21 protein-coding genes are annotated in these 21,551 nt (G+C 46.6%); 18 read left to right on the top strand and 3 right to left on the bottom strand.

Features of this window, described 5'->3' with window-relative positions; genetic code table 11:
* The first annotated feature begins 79 nt into the window (after positions 1-79).
* From AXG56_RS10310 to AXG56_RS10255, 12 genes are all read left to right on the top strand, one after another.
* Complete coding sequence (locus tag AXG56_RS10310; RefSeq protein WP_062514331.1) at positions 80-1,051, top strand: N-acetylglucosamine kinase; 972 nt, start codon at positions 80-82, stop codon at positions 1,049-1,051.
* Positions 1,048-1,953 (top strand): N-acetylmuramic acid 6-phosphate etherase, encoded by a 906-nt coding sequence (murQ, locus tag AXG56_RS10305; protein ID WP_062514328.1) that lies wholly within the window; start codon positions 1,048-1,050, stop codon positions 1,951-1,953. The genes AXG56_RS10310 and murQ overlap by 4 nt, the downstream gene beginning before the upstream one ends.
* Positions 1,954-2,043: 90 nt before the next feature.
* Positions 2,044-3,375: an extracellular solute-binding protein gene (locus tag AXG56_RS10300; protein WP_039870803.1), complete on the top strand. Its 1,332-nt coding sequence runs from the start codon at positions 2,044-2,046 to the stop codon at positions 3,373-3,375.
* A gap of 93 nt (positions 3,376-3,468) precedes the next feature.
* Positions 3,469-4,362: a carbohydrate ABC transporter permease gene (locus AXG56_RS10295; protein WP_062514326.1), complete on the top strand. Its 894-nt coding sequence runs from the start codon at positions 3,469-3,471 to the stop codon at positions 4,360-4,362.
* A 19-nt stretch (positions 4,363-4,381) separates the two neighbouring features.
* Entirely contained in the window at positions 4,382-5,218 is an 837-nt protein-coding gene (locus AXG56_RS10290; protein ID WP_008634174.1) for a carbohydrate ABC transporter permease, read from the top strand.
* A 14-nt stretch (positions 5,219-5,232) separates the two neighbouring features.
* Positions 5,233-6,132: a MurR/RpiR family transcriptional regulator gene (locus AXG56_RS10285; protein WP_026578181.1), complete on the top strand. Its 900-nt coding sequence runs from the start codon at positions 5,233-5,235 to the stop codon at positions 6,130-6,132.
* Between the two features lie 18 nt (positions 6,133-6,150).
* Positions 6,151-7,554, top strand: a complete 1,404-nt coding sequence (locus tag AXG56_RS10280; RefSeq protein WP_062514324.1) for an FAD-binding oxidoreductase — start codon at positions 6,151-6,153, stop codon at positions 7,552-7,554.
* The gene (locus tag AXG56_RS10275) at positions 7,547-8,839 is read left to right on the top strand and encodes a (Fe-S)-binding protein (RefSeq protein ID WP_062514322.1); all 1,293 of its coding nucleotides are present in this window, start codon (positions 7,547-7,549) and stop codon (positions 8,837-8,839) included. Before AXG56_RS10280 ends, AXG56_RS10275 begins: the two co-directional genes overlap by 8 nt.
* Positions 8,840-8,942: 103 nt before the next feature.
* On the top strand, positions 8,943-9,629 hold the full coding sequence (locus tag AXG56_RS10270; protein ID WP_026578184.1) for a response regulator transcription factor: 687 nt from the start codon (positions 8,943-8,945) through the stop codon (positions 9,627-9,629).
* Entirely contained in the window at positions 9,626-10,978 is a 1,353-nt protein-coding gene (locus AXG56_RS10265; protein ID WP_062514320.1) for a cell wall metabolism sensor histidine kinase WalK, read from the top strand. Before AXG56_RS10270 ends, AXG56_RS10265 begins: the two co-directional genes overlap by 4 nt.
* Positions 10,979-11,011: 33 nt before the next feature.
* A complete protein-coding gene (locus AXG56_RS10260) occupies positions 11,012-11,554 on the top strand; it encodes a PepSY domain-containing protein (protein WP_062514318.1) in 543 nt (180 codons plus the stop codon).
* 90 nt (positions 11,555-11,644) lie between these two features.
* A complete protein-coding gene (locus AXG56_RS10255) occupies positions 11,645-12,163 on the top strand; it encodes a PepSY domain-containing protein (protein ID WP_026578187.1) in 519 nt (172 codons plus the stop codon).
* 32 nt (positions 12,164-12,195) lie between these two features.
* Here the strand turns inward: AXG56_RS10255 and AXG56_RS10250 are convergent, their stop codons facing one another.
* Positions 12,196-13,053 (bottom strand): STAS domain-containing protein, encoded by an 858-nt coding sequence (locus AXG56_RS10250; RefSeq protein WP_062514316.1) that lies wholly within the window; start codon positions 13,051-13,053, stop codon positions 12,196-12,198.
* 265 nt (positions 13,054-13,318) lie between these two features.
* Here AXG56_RS10250 and AXG56_RS10245 point away from each other — a divergent pair, with 265 nt between their 5' ends.
* From AXG56_RS10245 to AXG56_RS10235, 3 genes are all read left to right on the top strand, one after another.
* A complete protein-coding gene (locus AXG56_RS10245; RefSeq protein WP_008634193.1) occupies positions 13,319-14,107 on the top strand; it encodes a glutamine ABC transporter substrate-binding protein in 789 nt (262 codons plus the stop codon).
* Between the two features lie 115 nt (positions 14,108-14,222).
* Positions 14,223-14,879 carry an amino acid ABC transporter permease gene (locus tag AXG56_RS10240; RefSeq protein WP_008634195.1) on the top strand — a complete coding sequence of 219 codons (657 nt, stop codon included), beginning with the start codon at positions 14,223-14,225 and terminating at the stop codon, positions 14,877-14,879.
* A complete protein-coding gene (locus AXG56_RS10235) occupies positions 14,879-15,601 on the top strand; it encodes an amino acid ABC transporter ATP-binding protein (RefSeq protein WP_008634196.1) in 723 nt (240 codons plus the stop codon). The genes AXG56_RS10240 and AXG56_RS10235 overlap by 1 nt, the downstream gene beginning before the upstream one ends.
* A 124-nt stretch (positions 15,602-15,725) precedes the next feature.
* On the opposite strand, the gene AXG56_RS10230 is transcribed toward AXG56_RS10235, so the two are convergent.
* Both AXG56_RS10230 and AXG56_RS10225 read right to left on the bottom strand, forming a co-directional pair.
* Positions 15,726-16,697 carry a sodium:calcium antiporter gene (locus tag AXG56_RS10230; RefSeq protein ID WP_062514314.1) on the bottom strand — a complete coding sequence of 324 codons (972 nt, stop codon included), beginning with the start codon at positions 16,695-16,697 and terminating at the stop codon, positions 15,726-15,728.
* 295 nt (positions 16,698-16,992) lie between these two features.
* Positions 16,993-18,204 carry a S8 family peptidase gene (locus tag AXG56_RS10225; RefSeq protein WP_008634198.1) on the bottom strand — a complete coding sequence of 404 codons (1,212 nt, stop codon included), beginning with the start codon at positions 18,202-18,204 and terminating at the stop codon, positions 16,993-16,995.
* A 247-nt stretch (positions 18,205-18,451) separates the two neighbouring features.
* Here AXG56_RS10225 and AXG56_RS10220 point away from each other — a divergent pair, with 247 nt between their 5' ends.
* Genes AXG56_RS10220 through AXG56_RS10210 form a run of 3 tightly spaced genes read left to right on the top strand, consistent with a single transcriptional unit; the run spans position 18,452 to position 21,429 of the window.
* Positions 18,452-20,188: a carbon starvation protein A gene (locus AXG56_RS10220; protein WP_026578189.1), complete on the top strand. Its 1,737-nt coding sequence runs from the start codon at positions 18,452-18,454 to the stop codon at positions 20,186-20,188.
* Between the two features lie 57 nt (positions 20,189-20,245).
* Positions 20,246-20,473: a cory-CC-star protein gene (locus tag AXG56_RS10215; protein ID WP_235601511.1), complete on the top strand. Its 228-nt coding sequence runs from the start codon at positions 20,246-20,248 to the stop codon at positions 20,471-20,473.
* 11 nt (positions 20,474-20,484) lie between these two features.
* Complete coding sequence (locus AXG56_RS10210; protein WP_008634212.1) at positions 20,485-21,429, top strand: ArsA family ATPase; 945 nt, start codon at positions 20,485-20,487, stop codon at positions 21,427-21,429.
* Positions 21,430-21,551 lie beyond the last annotated feature (122 nt).

Here is a 21,551-nt window from a genome sequence, read left to right as displayed (position 1 = left end):
ACGGAATATAAAAAGGTATATTGACATAAAAATTCAATAAATCTATAATATAGTCAATCATTCCCATTGGAGGTCGTCTATGGAATATGTGATTGGAATAGACGGAGGAGGAACGAAAACGGCGTGTCTATTTATGGAAGCAGGGAAAACAACCAGCTCTCCGGATCCTATGGTAGTGGTAGGACCTGGAACGAATCCACATATCATTGGCTTTGAAAAGGCGTGGGGCCGGATTCAGTCTTTAATTTCGGAAGGTATGGAGCAATTCAGCATTGATCCACAGGAAGTTGCAGGAGTGGGAGTCGGTCTTGCGGGAGTCGGAAGAGCAGAAGATAAGCAGCAAATGAAGGCAATAGCCAAAAAAAAATTTTCAAATCAAATTTTTTCTGAAAATTGCCACTTGTTTATCGGATCGGACAGTCATGCGGCTTTAAGAGGTGCACTACCACCGCACGAGGAGTCGGGTATTCTTGTCATTTCAGGGACTGGTTCAAGCGCCATCGGAATTGCTCCGGACCACAGGCTGCATCGGTGCGGCGGCTGGGGGCATATCCTTGGTGATGAAGGAAGTGGATATTACATATCTTTGAAAGCGTTATCAGAAGTGACGAAGGCGGCAGATGGACGAAGAGGGGAAACCATTCTGACAGAACTGCTTCTGGAAAAGTGGCAGTTGGATAAACCGGAACAGCTGATCCGGTTTATCCATGAGGGAAATCGAATGGAAAAGCAGACAATCGCCGGTGTTGCAGAATGTGTTATTGCAGCCTCGGAGACGGGGGACAGTACGGCAACACGCATTTTGCATACAGCTGCGGAGGAATTGCTGCTTCATCTCTACTCTATAAGACGTAAAGGATTTAACACGATACCGGCAGTCGTGACGGCTGGATCAATTTTCACTCATTCCCATGTATTGAAGAAATACTTCATCAGACAAATGGAGGAACGGGGGTTGGGTCGGTATGTGGAAGCATACGGACCTCCGGAATTCGGGGCGGCCTTACTGGCTCAGCCGTCCTTGGTATTAAAGGAGGGGGAGAATAGATGACAGATTCCTTGGCATCTTTGACGACGGAACAGAGAAATGAACGTACAAAAGAGTTGGATCGCATGACGACCGCAGAAATTTTGACGGTTATGAATGAAGAAGATCAAAAAGTGGCGGAAGCGGTCAGACAGGTGCTGCCTCAGATAACGAAGGCAGTGGATCGGATTTCGGAAGCCCTGAAGCGTGGAGGACGTCTCTTTTATGTAGGGGCAGGTACAAGCGGCCGCCTTGGCGTTTTGGATGCTTCTGAATGTCCGCCTACCTTTCAAGTGGACTATGATATGGTCCAGGCGGTCATGGCAGGGGGCGGAGAAGCTTTTTTTAAGGCGAAAGAAAACTCTGAGGACGATGAACGACAAGGAGAAGAGGATTTACAACAGAAGAAAGTCTCCACCATGGATGTGGTCGTCGGCATCACGGCAAGCGGCAGGACGCCTTATCCTATTGGTGCTCTGAAGGCGGCACGCCGAGTCGGTGCATTTACGGTTTCACTTTCTTGTAATGAAGCATCAGAAATCAGCACCTTCGCGGACTGTCCGATCGAAGTCATCGTCGGACCGGAAGTATTGACTGGTTCGACGCGGTTGAAATCAGCATCCGCTCATAAAATGGTGCTTAATATGCTCAGTACCGTCAGTATGGTGAAACTTGGCAAAGTCTATGAGAACTTGATGGTTGACGTCCACGCAAGCAACCATAAACTCCGTGAACGCGCGAAAAGCATCTTGATGGAAAGCACGAAGACGAAGTATGAAGAGGCGGAATCTGCTTTGGAACAAGCGGATATGCAGGTAAAACCGGCTATTTTAATGCTTTTAAAGTCTGTATCTTATGAAGAAGCACAAACATTGCTCACGGCTCACGACGGGCAGCTGAGAGAAGCGCTGGAAACGAACAGTTGATTTGCAAACCATTCAATGGTTTCAAATAAATGACCAAAACAAAGGGGGAGCTTTGCTTTGAACAAGTGGCGGAACGTTTCATCTTGGTGGATGATAGGTATTCTGTTTGTATTCGTGGTGCTGGCTGGATGTGCTCCAGGGGCAGGATCAGATGAGTCGAGCGAGGAGGACTCAGGAGATGGTTCAGGAGAGGAAAGTTCATCCGGAGAAATTTCCGGCGAGCTGGAAATCCAGTATTTTGTCGGAGGCTACGGGGATTCGTGGTGGAAAGAAGTCATTGCAGATTTTCAGGAAGAATACCCGGATGTGACCATTACAGAACATGCCGGACCGAACATTAACGAAGAAATGAGATCACGCTGGGTATCCGACGATCCGCCTGATGTCGTTTACATTGACGGTGCCGGTTCCAGTGAAACACAAATGGTGGAAGACGGGCAGTTGATGAATTTGTCGGAATGGGTGAGCGGTATAGAGTTGGAAGACGGTTCCAAGCTGAACGAAAGCTTTATCGTCGACCCGGCTGACTATGACGGCGATATTTACAGCCTTCCATTAGTCTTCGATACATGGGGAACGTGGTATGACAATGCTTGGTTTGAAGAAAAAGGCTGGGATGTTCCGAAAGATTTCCCTGGCTTTATGGAAACGATGAAGACGATCAAGGACGAAGAGGATATCGCACCGTTCGTTACAACCGGTCAATATCCATATTATTTCCTTCGTGGTGTCCTTTACCCGGCATTCGGTGCAGCCGGTGGGGATGAACTATTAACGGATGTCATCACAGGTAAAGAAGGTGCGTGGACGAGTGAGCCGGTGCTGGAAGTGATGAAGAATGTGGAGCAGATGCAGAAGGATGGGCTGATCGATCCTGGATTTGGTGCTCTCAATCATACACAGTCCCAAATGAACTTCCTTCTCCATGATAATGCATTTATCCCGGTTGGTTTCTGGCTGCCGAATGAAATGGCCAATGACACACCGGAAGATTTCGAATACGGATTTATTCCATCTCCAATGCAGGCAGAGGGTGAACCATATGCGATCGTACCGGATCTTCGCCCACTGGCGATCGCAGAGAAGGCCGAAAATCCGGAAGCTGCCAAAGCGTTCGTTGAGTTCGTGTTTACGAAGGAATATGCGAAGAGCTTTTCTGAGCATACCGGTGCAATTATGAACCTTCAGGGAGTCGACCTTTCTTCCAGTGAGGAAGTCCCGCCGTTCCTTATTGAAGCGAACGAGATGATTAACGATCCGGAGCAGGTTCAAATCTATCAGAAACCGCATCCGATGAGCTCTGAATTGGAAACGCCTGTAAGTAATTCGTTGGTCTCTCTCATGCTGGGTAATATTACTGCGGAAGAATTCGTGGAGGAAGCAGAAAAAGCAGCTGCGGAATATCGTAAGAGTCTCGAGTAGGAATTTCAGCGGAATGTGGAGGATTCACTCTTCTGCATTCCCTTTTTCTTCCTTTGTCCAAGAAAGAATCTGAAAGAGAAAGAGGTGGGAAGGATGGTCCAGTCGAAGCGGCAGAGATATTTGTTTTTGGCGTTCTGCCTTGTTCCGACGTTTCTTTTGTTTGCGGTTTTCACCCTTTATCCCTTGTTCAACGGGCTTTATTATTCATTATTTAAATGGTCAGGTTCCTCTTCGATTGCTGAATTTGTCGGCTTTGATAATTATCGCCGGTTGTTCAGTGATGGAATTATCCCTGATACGATCCTCCATGATTATTTCCTCGTCGTTACGAAGGTAATCGGCATCATGGTACTAGCGACGTTCTTCGCGGTTGCGTTGACTCAGTTGAAAATTAAAGAAGCACCATTTTATCGGATCGTATTTTTCTTCCCAAATATTATGTCCGTCGTTGTTATCGGTATTCTCTGGATGTTCATCTACAACCCAAGCCTTGGTTTGGTAAACTCGGGGCTTGAATTTATCGGTCTTGAAAGCCTGCAGCGTCCATGGCTTGGAAGTGAAGACTGGGCTCTGCCGAGTCTGGTACTGCCGTCGATATGGGCCGGTATCGGCTTGTTCATGCTTATGCTCATGGGAGGAATTTCGAACATTTCGAAGAGCTACTATGAAGCGGCGGAGATAGACGGTGCGACCGAGTGGCAGCAATTTTGGAAAGTAACGCTTCCACTTGTATGGCCACAGATCAAAATTTCGATCCTTTATATCATTATCACAACATTGAACGGCTCCTTCATCATCGTCCAGGTCATGACCCAGGGTGGGCCGAACAATTCGACACATGTGATGGGGTCCTATTTATATGAGCAGGCATTCGTCAAATACAATTTCGGTTACGGGGCTACAATCGGGGTAATGATATTGATTCTGTCCCTCGTGACGGTACTTATCCTGCAGTTTTTTATGAGGCGGGAGAAAGTAGAGTATTAAACGACAGGAGGGGAATACCGTGCACAAAGGCAGTTTTTTCTCACGGACGATCGTCCGTGTCCCACTGATCATCTGGTCCTTGGCCGTTCTGTATCCGATTTTCTGGATGATTCTTGGTGCGTTCAAGTCGAATGCGGAGATATACCGAAATCCATGGGGGATTCCGGAGAGCTTCTCGTTTTCCAACTTCGTGGACGCCTGGAGTAACTATAATATAGATACAAGCGTATTCAACAGCTTCCTTGTCACAGGGCTTGGAGCGACGCTTACGTTAATGATGGCGATTCCGACATCTTATGCGCTCGAACGGATGGTTTTCCGTGGGAACCGTGTCTTGTTTACTTTATACATTTCTGCGATGATGATCCCAATGGTACTCGGCTGGATTCCGTTGTTTTTCCTGCTCATGCAGCTGAATCTGCTTGATAACATCTTCGGATTGAGCATTGTCTATGCTGTCAGCCAACTGCCATTCAGCATTTTCGTACTTACGAGTTTCATGGCCACGATCCCAAAATCATTGGAAGAAGCGGCAGCTATCGACGGGATGTCTCCTTACGGTGTCTTGTGGAAAGTGATCACGCCGTTGTCTACTACAGGAATTATTACCGTAACGATTATGAATATGATTCAGTTCTGGAATGAATATTTTATGGCATTGATTTTTCTCCAGACAGAAGAAAACTATACATTGGCACTGGCTATTGACTTTATTAGTAACGAAACCCAGTATACCAATGCCTGGGGAACATTATTTGCGAGTCTCGTCATCGCTATCATTCCGGTCATCGTTCTTTATGCGATTTTCCAACGCCGGATTGTGAAAGGGATGACGGAAGGAGCTATTAAAGGATAAGAGTGGTGATGATCATGAAAGCTTCGCTTACAGGCGGTCTAGTCATGCTTAAAGAAATGAAGGATAAATTACCTCCTTCAGAAAGAAAGATTGCGGGCTTCATTCTGGATCAGCCGCATGAAGCGATACACTGCACAGCGTCTCAGCTCGGGGAGTTGAGTTCAACAAGCAGCGCGGCTGTCATCCGCCTCTGCAAATCACTTGGTTTAAAGGGGCTTCAGGAGTTGAAACTTCGAATCTCCGGTGACCTGCAGAAGAAACCGGAGGAACAGTATCGGGATATTCAGCCCGGAGAGCCTTCGGATTTAATTGTAGAGAAAGTAACTAACAACAGTGTGCAGGCAATTAAGGAAACCACCGAGCTGGTCGATTACAAGACCCTGTCTGAAGCCATCAAGTTTTTGAAAAATGCCGAGAGAATTCATTTTTTCGGTGTTGGCGCGTCGGGCATTATTGCTCAGGATGCCCAACAGAAGTTCATGCGCATGAATAAGGCTACTTCGGCATTCAACGATTTACATAACGCTGCCATGAACATCGCGAACGTTTCTGACCGGGATGTGGTGTTCGGTATTTCCTTCTCCGGGGAGACATACGAAACAGCCAAAGTTATGGAAATTGCTAAACGAAAAGGAGCCAAAACGATCAGCCTCACAAGATATGGACAGTCTCCGGTTACAGCCTGTGCGGATGTTTCGCTGTATATATCCGCCTCTAGAGAGATTCCAGCACCTTTCCGCAGCGGTGCTACATCCTCGCGGCTTGCCCAGCTCCACATGATCGATATTCTTTTTGTCAATCTTGTCACAGAACAATGGGGAGAAGCATCGGATTACTTTGAGGAAATAACCGAAGTCATTAATGATTTGAAAGGAAAGCCGTCTCTGAAAAACGTCAAATCTATGAAGCAATGACCAGGGAGGTTGGATAGAATGAAAGATTGGTTGAGGGAACTCCAGCAGATTCTGCCGGAAGAAAGAATTCTCACATCGGCCGCCGATCGTTACAGCTACAGTTTTGACGCATCCTTCGGTGAATATATGCCCGAAGCCGTCGTCCAGGTGAAGAAGAAAGAGGAAGTAGCAGCTGTCTTGAAGGTAGCGAACCGCTGTCGTGTGCCGGTTTATCCAAGGGGATCGGGTACTTGTCTGAGTGGCGGGCCTCTTCCTGTCTATGGAGGAATCGTTCTTGATATGTCCCAATGGCCTGCGGTGATCGAAATGCAGCCTTATGATTTGACTGTAGACGTTACGCCGAGTGTGAAGACCGTGGATATTAATGCGGAGGCTGCGGAGCATGGTTTAATGTATGCTCCTGATCCAAGCAGTGCTCATGTTGCGACAATCGGCGGCAACCTTGCGGAGAATTCCGGCGGGCCCCGGGGCTTGAAGTATGGTGTGACGAAGGATCACGTTCTCGGCCTTGAAGTAGTGACACCGGAGGGGGAAATAATCAGAACCGGTGGCCGGACGATTAAGAACGTGACAGGTTTCGATCTTACGAAGCTGATAGTCGGGTCGGAAGGAACGCTTGCGGTCATTGTCGGAGCGACCTTGAAGCTGATGCCGAAACCGAAAGCTGTACAAACGATGATGGTCGCGTTCCAAGAGGTGAGGAAAGCAGGAGAGGCGATTTCTCGGACGCTCACTTCCGGGATTCTACCAGCTAAGATGGAATTTATGGACCAGGCCTGTATCGTCGCTGTCGAGAACTTCCAGCCTGTCGGTCTTCCCGTCGATGCTGCTGCTATCGTCATCATTGAGCTTGACGGTCATCCGGAAACGCTTCGGGTGGAACGCGGGCTTGTCGAAGAAATCATGCTGGATGTCGGTGCTGTGGAAATCATCATCCCTAAAACCGAAGAGGAAGCAGCTGCCATCTGGCACGCAAGAAAACAAGTATCCCCTGCAATCGCCAAAATCAAACCGACCAAAGTCTCGGAAGACGCTACCGTTCCCAGAAGCAAAATTCCTGACTTCATCGACCGGTTACATACAATAAAAGAAAAATATCATGTCGAAGTTGTCGCATTCGGACATGCAGGAGATGGAAACCTTCACCCAAATGTACTATGTGACAAAAGGGATAAGGAAGAGATGAAGCGTGCAGAAGCTGCCGTGGAAGCCATGTTTGAAGCTGCACTGGAACTCGGAGGTACATTGTCAGGAGAACACGGGATAGGCACGATGAAAGCTCCCTTCATGGAGGCAGAGCTCGGAGCAGTCGGTCTTGAGATGATGAAACGCATCAAGGACAGTTGGGACCCGAATGGAATTCTTAACCCGGGAAAGATCTTTCCAGAGAAGGGTCAGAAGCTGGTGTTGACAGATGAGTGAACAATTGAAAGAAAGGTTGTCCTATGACAGGACCATTGATTGTGTCCAGTGCGGCTATTGCCTCCCAGCCTGTCCGACATATGAAACGATGGAGAAAGAAACGCACTCGCCAAGGGGAAGGATCAATCTGATTAAAATGGTGGCAGAAGGAAAAGCGGCAGTAGAGGAATTGAAAGAACCGATTGAGAAATGCCTTGGCTGTATGGCCTGTACAGTCGTCTGTCCCACTAACGTCCAGTACGGAGAGCTTTTGGAAAGTGCAAAGACGGTCATGGAAGAAGAAACAGGAAAGCCCCGCCCGCAAAGATGGATGGAAAGCTTCTTATACAAGGAGTTTTTTCCTTCCTCGAAGTGGATGGATTTCCTGGGAAATGCGGCGTGGCTCTATCAGAAGACGGGGATACAGAAAGCAGCTGGTCATTTCGGACTCCTGAAGCGTATTTCCGAGCCGCTTGGACAGATGGAATCGGTGCTCCCGGCCATGCCGCCGCCGAATCTGCGTAAGCAGAGAGCGAATCGCTATGTAAGGATGCGCCCGGCTAAGGCTAAGGTTGGGTTTTTTAGAGGATGTATCATGGACAGCGTTTTTTTTGAATCCAATGAAAATACGCTCGAACTGCTCCTGCGAAGCGGAGCAGAGATCGTTATTCCTGAGCAGCAGACGTGCTGTGGGGCCCTTCATGGTCACTCCGGAAAAAAGGAAGAGGCGACGGAGCTGGCCAAGAGAAATATAGAAGCATTTGAGGAAGAGAACTTCGATTATATTGTGAATAATGCAGGAGGATGCGGAGCACGTTTAATCGAATATGCCACTCTTTTTGAAGAAGGAACAACATGGCACAAGCGGGCTCTCCAATTTACACATCGGGTGAAAGACATATCGGAAGTATTGGTGGAGATGGACGGCCTTATCTTTAATAAGTCGTTGGATGTGGCAGTTACTTATCAGCCATCCTGTCATTTGAGAAATGTTCAGAAGGTGACGAACGAACCCATCGATCTCTTAAAGCGTATTCCGGGGCTTACCTTAAAAGAGCTGGATCGACCGGAGTTCTGCTGCGGATCTGCGGGGGTATATAACATTGTCAACTATGAAGAGGCGATGGATATCCTGGATGTTAAAATGAAGGACGTTTGTCAGACGGGGCCGGACAGGATCATAACGTCCAACCCAGGCTGCCTCCTGCAGATGAAGCTTGGTGTCGAAAGGGAAGGAAAGAGTGGGGTGATGGATTCGGTTCACATCGTCGATCTGCTGATGGAAGCGGATCCGCTCCCGAAATAGTTTAAAGGCGATTCGTTTATCGAATCGTCTTTTCTTATGCGCGTTAATGGGTATGTCTGCTAGAATGATGCTAAACAATAAAAGGGAAAGAGGGATGAAGGTGATGAAAGCGGATATTCTCGTTATTGAAGATGAACAGAAAATTGCGCGTGTGCTTGAAATCGAACTCGAGTATGAAGGTTACACCGTGACAAAGGCACACGATGGAGCGGAGGGGATGGACCTTTTCCGTTCGAAGTCCTGGGACCTGGTTCTCCTTGATGTCATGCTTCCAAGTATGAGCGGTACCGATGTGCTGAAGCGAATAAGAAAGGGAGATACGGCAACTCCTGTAATTATGCTGACGGCTAAAGATAACGTCGAAGATAAAGTGACAGGGCTGGACCTTGGCGCAAACGATTATGTGACCAAGCCGTTTGATTTTGAAGAATTATTAGCAAGAATTCGAGCTGCTCTACGCTTCAAACCTGCTGATGAAACAGGCGAACCGGGTTTGTCTCTTGCGGACCTTAAAGTAAATGAATCGACACATGAGGTGAGCCGCGGAGAGGATAAGATCGATTTGACCGCTAAAGAATTCGCGCTGCTCGTTTATTTATTGAAGAACAAGCGGCAGGTCTTGAACAGGGAGCAGCTTCTCGACGGGGTGTGGGGCTATGACTACTATGGAGATACGAATATCGTCGACGTCTATATTCGTTATCTTCGTAACAAAATGGACAAGAACTATGAACCGAAGCTGCTGCACACCGTCCGGGGCGTCGGTTATGTGTTAAAGGATCCGCGATGAAATTATCGAATAAAATCCACGTCTACACCACAGTGCTGTTCACTGTCTTACTGGTCCTGATCAGCCTGTCTGTTTATTTCACGTTCAGCCATATCAGTTACGACAGCGACTTGGAACAAACGCGTCTCGAGGCAGAGCGTATCGCTGCCGGTATCAACGAACAGGAGAGCACTTCCCTGTCCACAGACCTTCTCAGGGCTTATGTACCGGCAAACGGTATGATTAGAATCATACGCCGAAACGGACAAGCGGAAACGGTGGCGGCAGGCAGTCAGCAGGACCTCGCTGATCAGGAGTACCGGTATTATCAGGGAGAACAGGTGGAAGTAGAGAAATACGACGAAACACCTCACGCTGTAGCTGCTGTTCCGGTTCTCTGGATGAATGGAGAAGTGGCGTCTCTGCAATTGACGCAGAGTCTTGCTTCAACGTCGTCCAACTTAGAAGTTTTAAGACTAGTGCTTTTGGTCGTTACCATTCTTGCTATCCTTCCACTTTTTCTTTCTGCGCGCATCCTTAGCAACCTAATAACGAAGCCGATCGTATCGCTTACCGATACGATGCAGGAAATCAGGGGAAGTGGAGAGTTCAAGCAGATTGAGACAGAGAAGCAGTCCAAGGATGAACTTGATCAGATGGCGGATGCCTTTAATCAAATGATCATACAGCTCGAGCGAAATTATGAACGTCAAGAGCAGTTCGTATCCAATGCATCCCATGAATTGAAAACACCATTGACTGTTATTGAATCCTATTCCAGCTTACTGAAACGTCGTGGGAATAAAGACGAGAAACTCTTCCGTGAATCTATAGAAGCAATCTATTCTGAGGCGAAGCAAATGAGAGCACTGACTCAGCAGCTGCTTTTATTGGCGAAACAAGAGGAGCACTGGAATGTGAAGAAGGAGAATATACCGCTGGTTTCGTTACTTGAGTCAACGGTAGTCTCCTTTGAAAAAGCCTATAGTCGACAGGTGCGCTTACTTTCAGATAGTGCCGTAACCGTATATACAGACGAACAGAAGCTGAAGCAGCTGCTTTATATCTTAATGGACAATGCAAAAAAATACAGCGACGAAGCAATCGCTGTTTTTGTCAAACAGCACAGTAGTAAGGTCATTATTGATGTGGTTGATGAAGGGATTGGAATGACGGATCAGGAACTTGAACACGTGTTCGACCGATTTTATCAGGTTGATCAATCCCGCTCGGAAGGATATGGCCTCGGGTTATCCCTTGCACAGGAGCTTGCCGAGGCAATTGGGGCGGAATTGAAGTTGACGAGTATTAAAGGGAAAGGCACGACGGCTTCGATAATCCTTGCCCATTCTCAGAAGAATCTCAGATAACTCCTATACAATGAGAAGAACAGGAGGGATCCTATGTCAAAATTATGGAAGTTATTGTTGTCAACAGTCGGCCTGCTCCTTTTCCTTCTCCTTGGCTGGCAGATGATTAATGACCGTTCCAGTGCAGAGCCGTTAACTGATAACGATGTCCGCACGAAAGTGGAAGACCAGTACAGTGGAGAAGTGAGCCGAATAATAGCTGAGGATGACCACTATACAGCCACTGTTCAAACAGCTGCAGGGACGTATGAAGTCACGGTGCTGAAAGTAGATGGAAGTATTGCCAATGTGCAGAGGGTCGCTGGAAGCGACACTACAGATCAACAGCAGAAGGGAGAGTCGTCTGACCCACCGGAGGAAAACAGTCCATCCTCTGAAACTAAGACAATTTCCGAGCAGGAAGCGGAAAGGCTCGCATTAGCGGAAGCAGACGGAGAGGTAGATGACGTGGACCTCGAAGAGAATGACGGAACTATCTATTATTTAGTGGAAATTGAACAAAAGGATGAGCGAGAAGCAACCGTCCAGGTACACGCCGTGACAGGAGAGGTCATGTCCGTGAGTTGGGACGATTAATCGGTTCTCATGAAATTCTCATTTTATACTCCATTTGTTCTCATCTTGCCTGGATATAGTGTAAGTAGATAAAACAAAGGAGGAAACAAAATGAAGAAAACATGGATGATTGCTGGAGTGGCAGGAGTAATGATTCTGGGCGGTGCATTCGGTGTCAGTGCGGTAAGTAACGATGGTCAATGGTCTGATAAGAACGTCAAAGTATCCCAGAAACAGGCAGAAGATACGGCGGTTAAAGAAGTGGAAGGTTTGGAAATCACTAAAGTAGAAAAAGATGTAGACGACGGTGTACAGAAGTATGAAGTGAAAGGAATGACCAAAGACGGCCAGGAAATGGACGTAGACATTCACGCAGAATCCGGAGAAGTGTTGGAAGTGGATCGTGAGGATTCGGACAGTGATTCTGATCAAGTATCCGCAGCTGATTTGAAGGTGGACCAAGCGACTGCTGAAAAGACTGCAGAACAGGAAACCGGCGGGACCATTACAGAATCAGAGGTTGATGACGGCCACTTTGAATTCGAGCTTGTCGATGATACCCACGAATACGATGTTACGGTGGATGGACAAACAGGAGAAGTCATTGAATATGAAAAGGAAAAGAAATAATGAAAAGAAAAACCTCGTCCAGTGACGAGGTTTTATTGTTTCTCTACTAAAGAAAATCCGATAGACGAGAGAGCTGCTTCCAAATTAACAACGGTTCTCGCTTTTAGTTTGTTGAACTTTACATTTTCCACTTCGCGCTGGGCGATTGCCGGGGTAATACCTGTCATTAGTGCTTCAATTCCCATTAATTCCAGGGAATGAACGAGCTTCGCCAGCACGTCCGGGAAAAGATCATCCAAAATGACCAGCCCGGACAAATCAATGATGAAATAATCAATGTCCTTCTCCGCCCCGTATCGAAGGGTAGTGTCCATAATCTTTTTCGCCCGTCGTTCATCAATAATTCCTTGGATAGTCAAAATCGATACACCCTTTGTAATCGGTATGATCGGGACATTCAGCAAAGCCATATTATACTGCGTTTGATCCAATTCGATTATATGGGAGAGAACCTCAGCAATAGATTTCAGGAAACGAATATCTTCCTGCTCAAATACCTTTTCCTCGGAATCCATTACACAAAGGGTACCGAACGTGTTGCCATCAACATCCGTAAGCTCCACGCCGAGAAACCCTCTTTTGCGCAGCTCATCCGTAACTGCCAAGTCTTTCGTCCGTGCTTCCTGCATTAAATTTTCTGTGGTCATTGCTTTATTGCGGCTGTTTAATATAAACCGACAGTATGTACCTCCGTAATCCACCGTATATCCCTCGTTGATGATACCTTCATCTCTGTTATAAGAACTAAGCACAGTCATGGTTGTATCATCTTTTTTAGCAATATAGGCAGTTTGGACGTCCAGATGTTCGCTGATAATATGGAACATTTTCCTGGAAGCGGTCCTTAAGGACTGGAAATCTGTCGTATCCAACTTGTACTCGTTAGGCATGATTACCCTTCCTCTATTAGAAATTAAAAGTCCAATATTCCCCACTACCCTTTGGTGAAATCTTTAAACGACTTTTTTTGACTTTTTTTAGTTTAATAACGAGGAAAGCCGATGAAAAAGTCGTAAATATGAGAAAAATGTCTTCCTGACATCTAAATTAGGTGAATATCCAATAATAAGGCTGAAAACAAATAATTCAGAAAATTTTAATTATTATTTATATTTGAGATAATGGGGAAGCGATCTTTCATAAGGGGGAGAAAAAATGAAAAAGAAGTGGGTCTTATTAATTACGATTTTTGCTATGGTATCTATTCTTGCCGCTTGTGGCGGGGATGAAGATGCTTCCGGCGACTCTGGTGAAACGTACACCGTCGCTACCGATAACAACTTCGTTCCGTTTGAGTTTATGAATGAAGAGACAGGCGAAATGGAAGGCTTCGATATCGATCTTATTAAAGCGGTCGCAGATGAAGCAGGTTTCAACGTGGATATCGAATCCATGAAATTTGATGGTGTCGTAGCGGGCATGCAGTCCGGCCGCTATGATATTGGTATTGCCGGTATGACAATTACGGAAGAGCGTAAAGAATCGATTGCTTTCTCCGATCCATACTATGATGCCGGCTTAATGATAGCAGTCAATGGAGATAACGAAGAAATCCAATCGGAGGATGACCTTGCTGGTAAAAAGGTGGGAACTCGTTCCGGTACGACCAGTGAAACATATCTGAAAGAGAACCATCCGGATGCCGAGCTCGTTACGTTCCCCGGCATTGTTGAAGCGTATTTGGATTTGGAATCCGGTCGTTTAGATGCCGTCATGTACGATGTGCCAAACGTACAGTATTATGTGGCAAACGATGCAGAGAATTTGAAGACCGCTGGAGATATTCTCCAGGGAGAGCAGTACGGGATAGCCTTTCCGAAGGACTCCGAGCTTGTAGAAGATGTGAATGAAGCGCTCCAGACGTTGATTGACAACGGAACGTATGACGACATTTATGAAGAGTGGTTCGGAGAGCGTAAATACGGAACGGAATCATCAGAGTAACAGACACTATTATGACCAAGCTGATCAAGAGGAGCGTAACAAGTGGCCGGCTTGTTACGCTTTCTTTAACGTACGGCATCGACTGAATTACAAAACTTAAGGAGCGGTCTCTCATATGGAGTTTATAACAGAATCCCATTATTACCGTGTCATGCCTTTCCTGCTTGAAGGTCTGGTATGGACATTGATCATAACATTCGTCGGTCTGATTTTCGGTTTTATCCTGGGCGCAGTTTTCGGCTTTGCCCGTCTTTCCAAGAACAAACTGGTGTATGGCATTGCTACCGTCTACGTCGAAGCCGTTCGCGGGACGCCGATTCTTGCACAGATATTATTCATTTATTTCGGGATATCTGATTTGACAGGAATCAACATCGATAAAATCACTGCATCTATCATTGCGATCGCTATCAATGCAGGAGCTTATATTGCTGAAATCGTCCGCGGTGCCGTTTACTCCATTGATAAGGGACAGGAAGAAGCGGGGCGTTCCATCGGCCTGACGAGAAACCAAACGATGCGGTACATTATTTGGCCGCAAGCTTTCAGGCGAATGATTCCGCCTCTCGGTAACCAATTCGTGATAAGTCTGAAAGATACTTCTTTATTCTCTGTCATAGCCGTAGGGGAGCTGTTGTATATGGGGCAGCAATACTACGGAATGACCTTTCAGCCGTTTCAGGCACTGACGATGGTTTGTGTGATGTACTTGATCATCACTGTACCAACAGCTGTTTATTTAAGGAGAGTGGAAAGGAGACTGGACGTCTGATGATTACTGTGAAAGATTTACATAAATCGTTTGGTTCCAACGAAGTACTGAAAGGAATTAACACAGAAATCGATGAAAAAGAGGTCGTATGTGTCATAGGACCATCTGGATCGGGGAAAAGCACCTTCCTTCGCTGTTTGAACCTCCTGGAAGAAGTGACGTCGGGGGATGTGTATATTGAGGGTGATAATCTTACGGATTCTAAAGTGAATATCAATGATGTGCGATCACGGGTTGGGATGGTATTCCAACACTTTAACTTATTTCCACATAAAACCGTTCTTGAGAATATAACGATCGGTCCAATGAAAGTGAAAAAGATGAAGAAAGCAGCGGCTGAGGCGATTGCCCGTCCTCTGCTGGAGAAAGTCGGCTTGGCCGATAAGGCGAATGTTTATCCGGAGAGTCTTTCCGGTGGACAGAAGCAGCGGGTAGCCATTGCCCGGTCTTTGGCTATGGAGCCGAAAATTATGTTGTTTGATGAGCCGACATCGGCCCTCGATCCTGAACTCGTCGGTGATGTCCTTGCTGTTATGAAGGAGCTTGCGAAAGAAGGGATGACGATGGTCGTCGTGACTCATGAAATGGGATTCGCAAGGGAGGTTGGAGATAGGGTGTTGTTCATGGATGAAGGTATCATCATGGAAGAGGGACTGCCTGCAGATATTTTCAGCAACCCTCAAAACCCAAGGACACAGGAATTTTTAAGCAAAGTTTTATAGCATTTCAAAAACATGCGTAAGAGTAGGGAGAAGTATCGGGTGTATTGCCGCTCGATACTTCTCCCTTTCTGTTCTTTCTCTAGAACGTAAGAAAAGACACAGGGAGACTGTGTCTTTTCTGCGGTCAAAATAGATTGTAAGAAGTAATGAAGTACATCAGAATTATTAAAAGCGATGGCGCTGCATAATAAAAACTATTGGTTCGCGGCTTGCGTCCGATCGTCAAAACGGTCAACAAAAGCATGGCTACGCTCAACAGCGCAATCGGAAGGTGAGAAGAGCTTAAAACGGTCAGAATTGCTCCTTTTGTATAGAAAACATCCGTTACTGCAAGAAGCTGTAAGTTGAACAGGTTACTCCCGAGGATTGACCCCACGGCCATCCCGTAATTAGCCATTCGAAATGCAACGAGGACGGTCACCAATTCAGGAAGCGAAGTGGAAGCAGCTATGAGGAAACTTCCTACGAAGCTTGAACTCATTCCTGTCTGCTGGGCTAGCTGGTCTCCGAAGATCGACAAGGCACTACCTGCTGCAAAAACAACGACGGCTGCAACACCGAAGCCGATACTGGCCCCTTTAAGCGTATAATCTTTGCCTGCGGCGGCAGCCTCGTCCATCTCCTCTTCTTCCTCTTCGGAGTTCCCGAAGAATTTCATCGTAACCACATAGAGGGCAACGAGGACGAACATTTCCCATCCAATATGGAAGAGTGACGCTTGAAACGGAAGAATAAGGGACAGAACGACAACCATTGTGAGAACGATTCCTGCAATGGCAGAAGGCAGGTGCTGCTTCTGATTGATGGTGTTAAACATTCTTTTTCTCCGGTAAATCATATCGACGACAGCAAGGATTAATAGATTGAACGTATTACTTCCAAGCATGTTTCCGACGGCGATGTCGGGGTTGTCAATATAGACGGCCGTTAAGCTTGTTGTCAGCTCAGGCAGGGATGTTGCTCCTGCTATAAGAAAAGTACCGACAACAGCACCGCTGAGCGAAGACTTTCGACTGATCACATCTCCGAAACGGTTTAATTGGACTGCCGCATACACGACAATCACAGCGGATAAGGCAAATAAGAAAAATACCAAAGTAAATCCTCCTTTTGATAACTTTCAGAGCCTTGATCACAAAAAAACAGACCTCGGCCCTGATGGCCAAGGTCTTGCGTACTAGTTGATAGTTTGATGGACCGAGTGCCGCAGCACTGGAATGACGATCCAACAATCCGTATTATACGGCCGCTACTCCCCTTGTTGATTCTAATATAGCCGAGGTAGAAGTCGGCGTCAATAGATAAGTGTCGATACCCACTGTACAATCGTCTCTAAATTAAAAAGAGCCTCAAGTTTCCTTGAGGCCCTTCGGAGGCTGTTAAGAATCCGTTTAATAGTTTACGGCGTTATAAGAGTTGATCAACCCGTGCTGGAAGTAAGAACCTGTCCCGCTGATCGGATCCGCTGTTTGTTCGATTGCTGCCCGTATATTGCTGTTTGAACGTCCTTGAGAAGCAAGGAGTCCTGCAAGTCCGGCAACGTGTGGCGAAGCCATGGACGTTCCGGAAAGGTAGGCGTATCCTCCATTAGGAACGGTGGATGCAATGTCTACACCAGGAGCGGTGACGTCCACCCATGTTCCATAGTTTGAAAAGGAGGCTTTACGATTATATCGGTCGACAGCTCCGACCGCGATCACATTATCATAAGATGCCGGCTCGAACGTCGTTCTTACTCCGTCGTTTCCAGCAGCAGCGATAATGACAGAGCCTTTATTCCATGCATAATTCACAGCGTCTTCGAGTGTTTGGGTATCACAATTACATCCGAGGGAAAGGTTAATGACTTCTGCCCCTTGATCAGCAGAATAACGGATGGCGTTGGCGATATTGTTCAATGAGCCGCTGCCATTGGCATCCAAGGCGCGGACGGCAAGGATTTTAGTATTGGGTGCCATTCCTGCGACACCGCTTCCGTTGTTCGTCTGTGCTGCAGCTGTCCCTGCTACGTGAGTACCGTGATTATTCAAGTCCATCGGATCATAGTCATTATCAACGAAATCATAGCCCTTTATCGTTTTGTTTTTTAGATCAGGATGGTTATAGTCTACTCCGGAGTCTACGATGGCAATTTCCTGGTTACTGCTCCCCCGGGTGATATCCCAAGCGGCTTCGGTGTTCGTGTTCTGAGGTCCATATTGATAGCCGGAGTAGTAGGTGTCATTCGGCGTCCATGTGACATCGAATATGTAGTTAGGTTCTGCGTATTCGACATTCGGGTTATTGTTCAAGGCTTTTACGACTGCATCCACGTTGCCGACTTCGAGAACTTTCACATTTGAATCAACGACCTTTTTTTCTTCCTTCGCTTTTTCTGCACCGAAGGCTTGAAGCTGTTTGCTGCTCAACGTTTTCCCTTCTTTGAATTTAACGACGACTTCTCCTTTAACGTAGTCCCCTTTTTGGACATCTGTCTGTACCTTCATTTCTTTCTTCAATGGTTCCGGCGTCTGATCGGCGAAGACTTGTCCTGTTGTCGGAATCAGTGCAAGACTTGCAGCCAGGGATAAGGTTGCTAATTTCTTAAACTTTTTCAACTTCATGAAACATTCCTCCTTGATAAGATATATATAAGTAATTCGAAAGAATCAGGAAAAACCCTCTCAAATAGGGGTTGGGATAGTGGCAGGGAAAAAGAGGGGGTAACATGCATTTTTTGACACATACTTTCCCAAGTCGTCGAAAATCCTTTTGTTATCTGACTTATCTGTAAATTTATTGGGGTATTACCTGTTTCTGGTGTATAATACCAACTATAATGAAAGCGCGTACATTAAGAGGAGGGATTGTGTGAGTGGTATTTGGCTTGCGGTTGTAGGCAGCTTCGTGTTTTTTCTGGGTTATCGCTATTATTCGAGATTCATAGCAGACAAAATTTACAGGTTGGATCCAAACTATGTAACGCCTGCCCATCAATATAAAGATGGTGTCGATTTCGTCCCAACCAATAAGTTTATCTTATGGGGGCATCACTTCACTTCCGTAGCAGGCGCAGCGCCAATCGTAGGACCAGCAATCGCTGTTTACTGGGGATGGCTTCCAGCAGTGTTATGGGTGCTTCTCGGTACCGTTTTCGCGGCCGGCGTACATGACTTCGGTACGCTTGTTCTATCCGTGCGGAACAAAGGCCAGTCAATCGGCACACTTGCCAGCAAGTTGATCGGTCAGCGGGCAAAGGTCTTATTCCTATTCATCATCTTATTGTTGGTGTTGATGGTTAACGCTGTCTTCGCCTGGGTGATCGCCAACCTTTTCATTTCTTTTCCTGCCAGTGTCCTGTCCGTATTTATTCAAATCCCGTTAGCAGTATGGATCGGTTATCACGTGTATAAAAGACAGGGAAATATGCTGCTTCCATCCGTTGTCGCTCTTGCTGTCATGTATCTTTCTGCAATCGTAGCCAGCTACGTTCCTGCTCTGCAAATTGATCTCGTCCGCTATTTTGGAGGAGAAGGTGCAGAAACAATTTTCGGTTTGAATGCAACATCCATGTCCTTCTTTGTCTGGATTGTTGTTCTGATGGTTTATGTGTACATTGCATCCACTTTGCCTGTATGGAAACTATTGCAGCCGAGGGATTATATTAATTCCCACCAACTTATTGTCGGGCTAGGTCTGCTTTATCTCGGCCTTTTGTTCACCAACCCTGAGATTACGGCTCCTGTGACCAATGGTGCTGCGGACACTTCCTGGTTTCCACTATTATTCATCACGATCGCCTGTGGAGCGATTTCCGGTTTCCATGGACTTGTATCCTCGGGGACCTCTTCCAAACAGTTGAATAATGAAAAAGATGCACGATTTGTCGGGTATCTGGGATCGGTTGGTGAAGGTGCACTCGCTCTTGTCGCTATCATCGCAGTTATCACATTCTTCCCGACCAGGGGAGAATTCACAGCAACGTACAGTGGGTTTGCCGAAGCGAGCAATGCAGGCCTCGGTGTATTTATTCAAGGTGCCGGCCAGCTGGCGTCGGGACTAGGTATTCCTGCTTCTGTCGCTTCTACGATCGTATCTGTCATTGTTGTAAGCTTTGCGGCGACAACGCTGGATTCATCCGTCCGTCTGATGCGATACATTATTGCAGAGCTTGGATCGGAATATAATGTTACTCCGCTTACAAAGACACATGCAGCGACAACGCTTGCCGTCGTGTCCAGTGCGGCTCTCACATTAATTCCGCAAGGACCAAAAGGGTTTGGATCTGGTGGTTACCTGCTTTGGCCGTTGTTCGGTACATCCAATCAGCTGCTCGCAGGCATCAGTCTTCTCCTTGTATCCATTTGGCTGAAGAGGCAGGGGAGAAATTACCTGCCGACGATCATTCCTATGGTATTCCTTATGTTTATGACATTATGGGCCATGATCACCCAGGTTTTCATGGAATGGGCACCGTGGGCGGAAAGCAGTGATTGGATGCTCTTCACCTTCGGGGCAATTATTCTTGTATTTACGTTATGGATCTTGTTGACAGCTGTTTCCACCCTTACCGGCAGGAATAAGGATTCTATTGAAAAAAGTGCATAAAAGTTTGGAGGGATGTCGGCAGTGAAGAAAAGCTACTCCATTAAACGCCTGATACAAATGTATGATGAAATGCTGCGGGTCCCTCATAAGCGTGAAATTGCAAGGGAGCTGAGGCAGGAGGAGGACTTGTTTCTTCTCCTGATTTATTCAGACATGCTGGGGATTCCAAACCCTGCCTTTTACTACACGCTCGAGTTGTATCCTCATATCGTGGAGAAATTCCATGATTGGCATCTCCGGATGGGTATGGAGAAATCACCTCTGGAGGGAATCCGCTGCTGTTGAGGAGGGGTAAGATGACAAGTATAGAGAAGAACAAAATCATTTTTGTAGGAGGAAAAGGAGGAGTGGGAAAGTCGACGACGGCAGCAGCTCTTGCACTAAGCTACACGAGCCGTGGTTATCGGACACTCGTTGTCTCCACAGATCCAGCTCACAACTTAGGTGATATTTTTCATAAGCAATTAGAAAATAGTAAAAAGCCGCTGATGGATGGCTTGTGGGGATTAGAGATCGATCCAGGGAAGGAAGCGAAGCGGTATATTCAAGGAGTGAAAAATAACCTGAAGGGACTCGTTCATGCGAAAATGATCGAGGAAGTACATAGACAAATCGATCTTGCTTCTTCTACCCCCGGGGCAGAAGAAGCGGCACTGTTCGATAAGCTGATATCCATTATGATCGAGGAGAAGGATTTCGATAAGATCATTTTTGACACAGCCCCAACCGGGCACACGATCCGTCTCCTTACTCTGCCGGAAATGATGACCGTTTGGGTGGACGGGCTGTTGGAAAGGCGGAAGAAAGTGAATGATACCTATACGCAGCTGCTTCATGATGGAGAACCTGTGGAAGATCCGATATACGAGGTGCTGCAGGAGCGGCGCGAGAAGTTTGCCAAAGCCCGAGGAATTATCCTTGATGAAGATAAGACGGGCTTCCTGTTTGTTTTAAATCCGGAGCGCCTTCCAATTCTTGAAACAAAGCAGGCAGTCCGTCAGTTGGACACCTACGACATCCGTGTCCATACGCTGGTAGTTAACAAAGTGCTTCCGCCTGATGCAGACGGAAGCTTTCTTGAACGTAGAAGAAAGCAGGAACAGATGTACATGCAGGACATCGGTGAGATTTTCAAGGAACAACGGCTTTTGAAGATTCCTTTATTCACGGAAGACATTGCGGACCTGGATCAATTGCAGGCATTTTCCAGACAGTTTGATCAAGAGAACCTATCCGTATAAACCGGACTTTTCAGAGTCCGGTTTATTTTTTATTTCGTAGTCGAAAAGTATTAAGTCATTATCCGTAAATAGAACTATATTATCAGAAATTTCCGCCGATATAAGAAAGAGTGTAAATAGGT

Source organism: Halobacillus sp. KGW1 (assembly GCF_001592845.1).
Lineage (GTDB): Bacteria > Bacillota > Bacilli > Bacillales > Halobacillaceae > Halobacillus.
The sequence above is the reverse complement of the archived record's forward strand: the minus strand, read 5'-3'. Positions and strand labels throughout refer to the sequence as shown.

Excerpts from the sequence above, each read along its gene's own strand:
- AXG56_RS10310 (WP_062514331.1), top strand. The coding sequence starts at position 80 with ATGGAATATGTGATTGGAATAGACGGAGGAGGAACGAAAACGGCGTGT.
- murQ (WP_062514328.1), top strand. The coding sequence starts at position 1,048 with ATGACAGATTCCTTGGCATCTTTGACGACGGAACAGAGAAATGAACGT.
- AXG56_RS10300 (WP_039870803.1), top strand. The coding sequence starts at position 2,044 with ATGATAGGTATTCTGTTTGTATTCGTGGTGCTGGCTGGATGTGCTCCA.
- AXG56_RS10295 (WP_062514326.1), top strand. The coding sequence starts at position 3,469 with ATGGTCCAGTCGAAGCGGCAGAGATATTTGTTTTTGGCGTTCTGCCTT.
- AXG56_RS10285 (WP_026578181.1), top strand. The coding sequence starts at position 5,233 with ATGAAAGCTTCGCTTACAGGCGGTCTAGTCATGCTTAAAGAAATGAAG.
- AXG56_RS10280 (WP_062514324.1), top strand. The coding sequence starts at position 6,151 with ATGAAAGATTGGTTGAGGGAACTCCAGCAGATTCTGCCGGAAGAAAGA.
- AXG56_RS10275 (WP_062514322.1), top strand. The coding sequence starts at position 7,547 with ATGAGTGAACAATTGAAAGAAAGGTTGTCCTATGACAGGACCATTGAT.
- AXG56_RS10270 (WP_026578184.1), top strand. The coding sequence starts at position 8,943 with ATGAAAGCGGATATTCTCGTTATTGAAGATGAACAGAAAATTGCGCGT.
- AXG56_RS10265 (WP_062514320.1), top strand. The coding sequence starts at position 9,626 with ATGAAATTATCGAATAAAATCCACGTCTACACCACAGTGCTGTTCACT.
- AXG56_RS10260 (WP_062514318.1), top strand. The coding sequence starts at position 11,012 with ATGTCAAAATTATGGAAGTTATTGTTGTCAACAGTCGGCCTGCTCCTT.
- AXG56_RS10255 (WP_026578187.1), top strand. The coding sequence starts at position 11,645 with ATGAAGAAAACATGGATGATTGCTGGAGTGGCAGGAGTAATGATTCTG.
- AXG56_RS10250 (WP_062514316.1), bottom strand. The coding sequence starts at position 13,053 with ATGCCTAACGAGTACAAGTTGGATACGACAGATTTCCAGTCCTTAAGG.
- AXG56_RS10245 (WP_008634193.1), top strand. The coding sequence starts at position 13,319 with ATGAAAAAGAAGTGGGTCTTATTAATTACGATTTTTGCTATGGTATCT.
- AXG56_RS10240 (WP_008634195.1), top strand. The coding sequence starts at position 14,223 with ATGGAGTTTATAACAGAATCCCATTATTACCGTGTCATGCCTTTCCTG.
- AXG56_RS10235 (WP_008634196.1), top strand. The coding sequence starts at position 14,879 with ATGATTACTGTGAAAGATTTACATAAATCGTTTGGTTCCAACGAAGTA.
- AXG56_RS10225 (WP_008634198.1), bottom strand. The coding sequence starts at position 18,204 with ATGAAGTTGAAAAAGTTTAAGAAATTAGCAACCTTATCCCTGGCTGCA.
- AXG56_RS10215 (WP_235601511.1), top strand. The coding sequence starts at position 20,246 with ATGTATGATGAAATGCTGCGGGTCCCTCATAAGCGTGAAATTGCAAGG.
- AXG56_RS10210 (WP_008634212.1), top strand. The coding sequence starts at position 20,485 with ATGACAAGTATAGAGAAGAACAAAATCATTTTTGTAGGAGGAAAAGGA.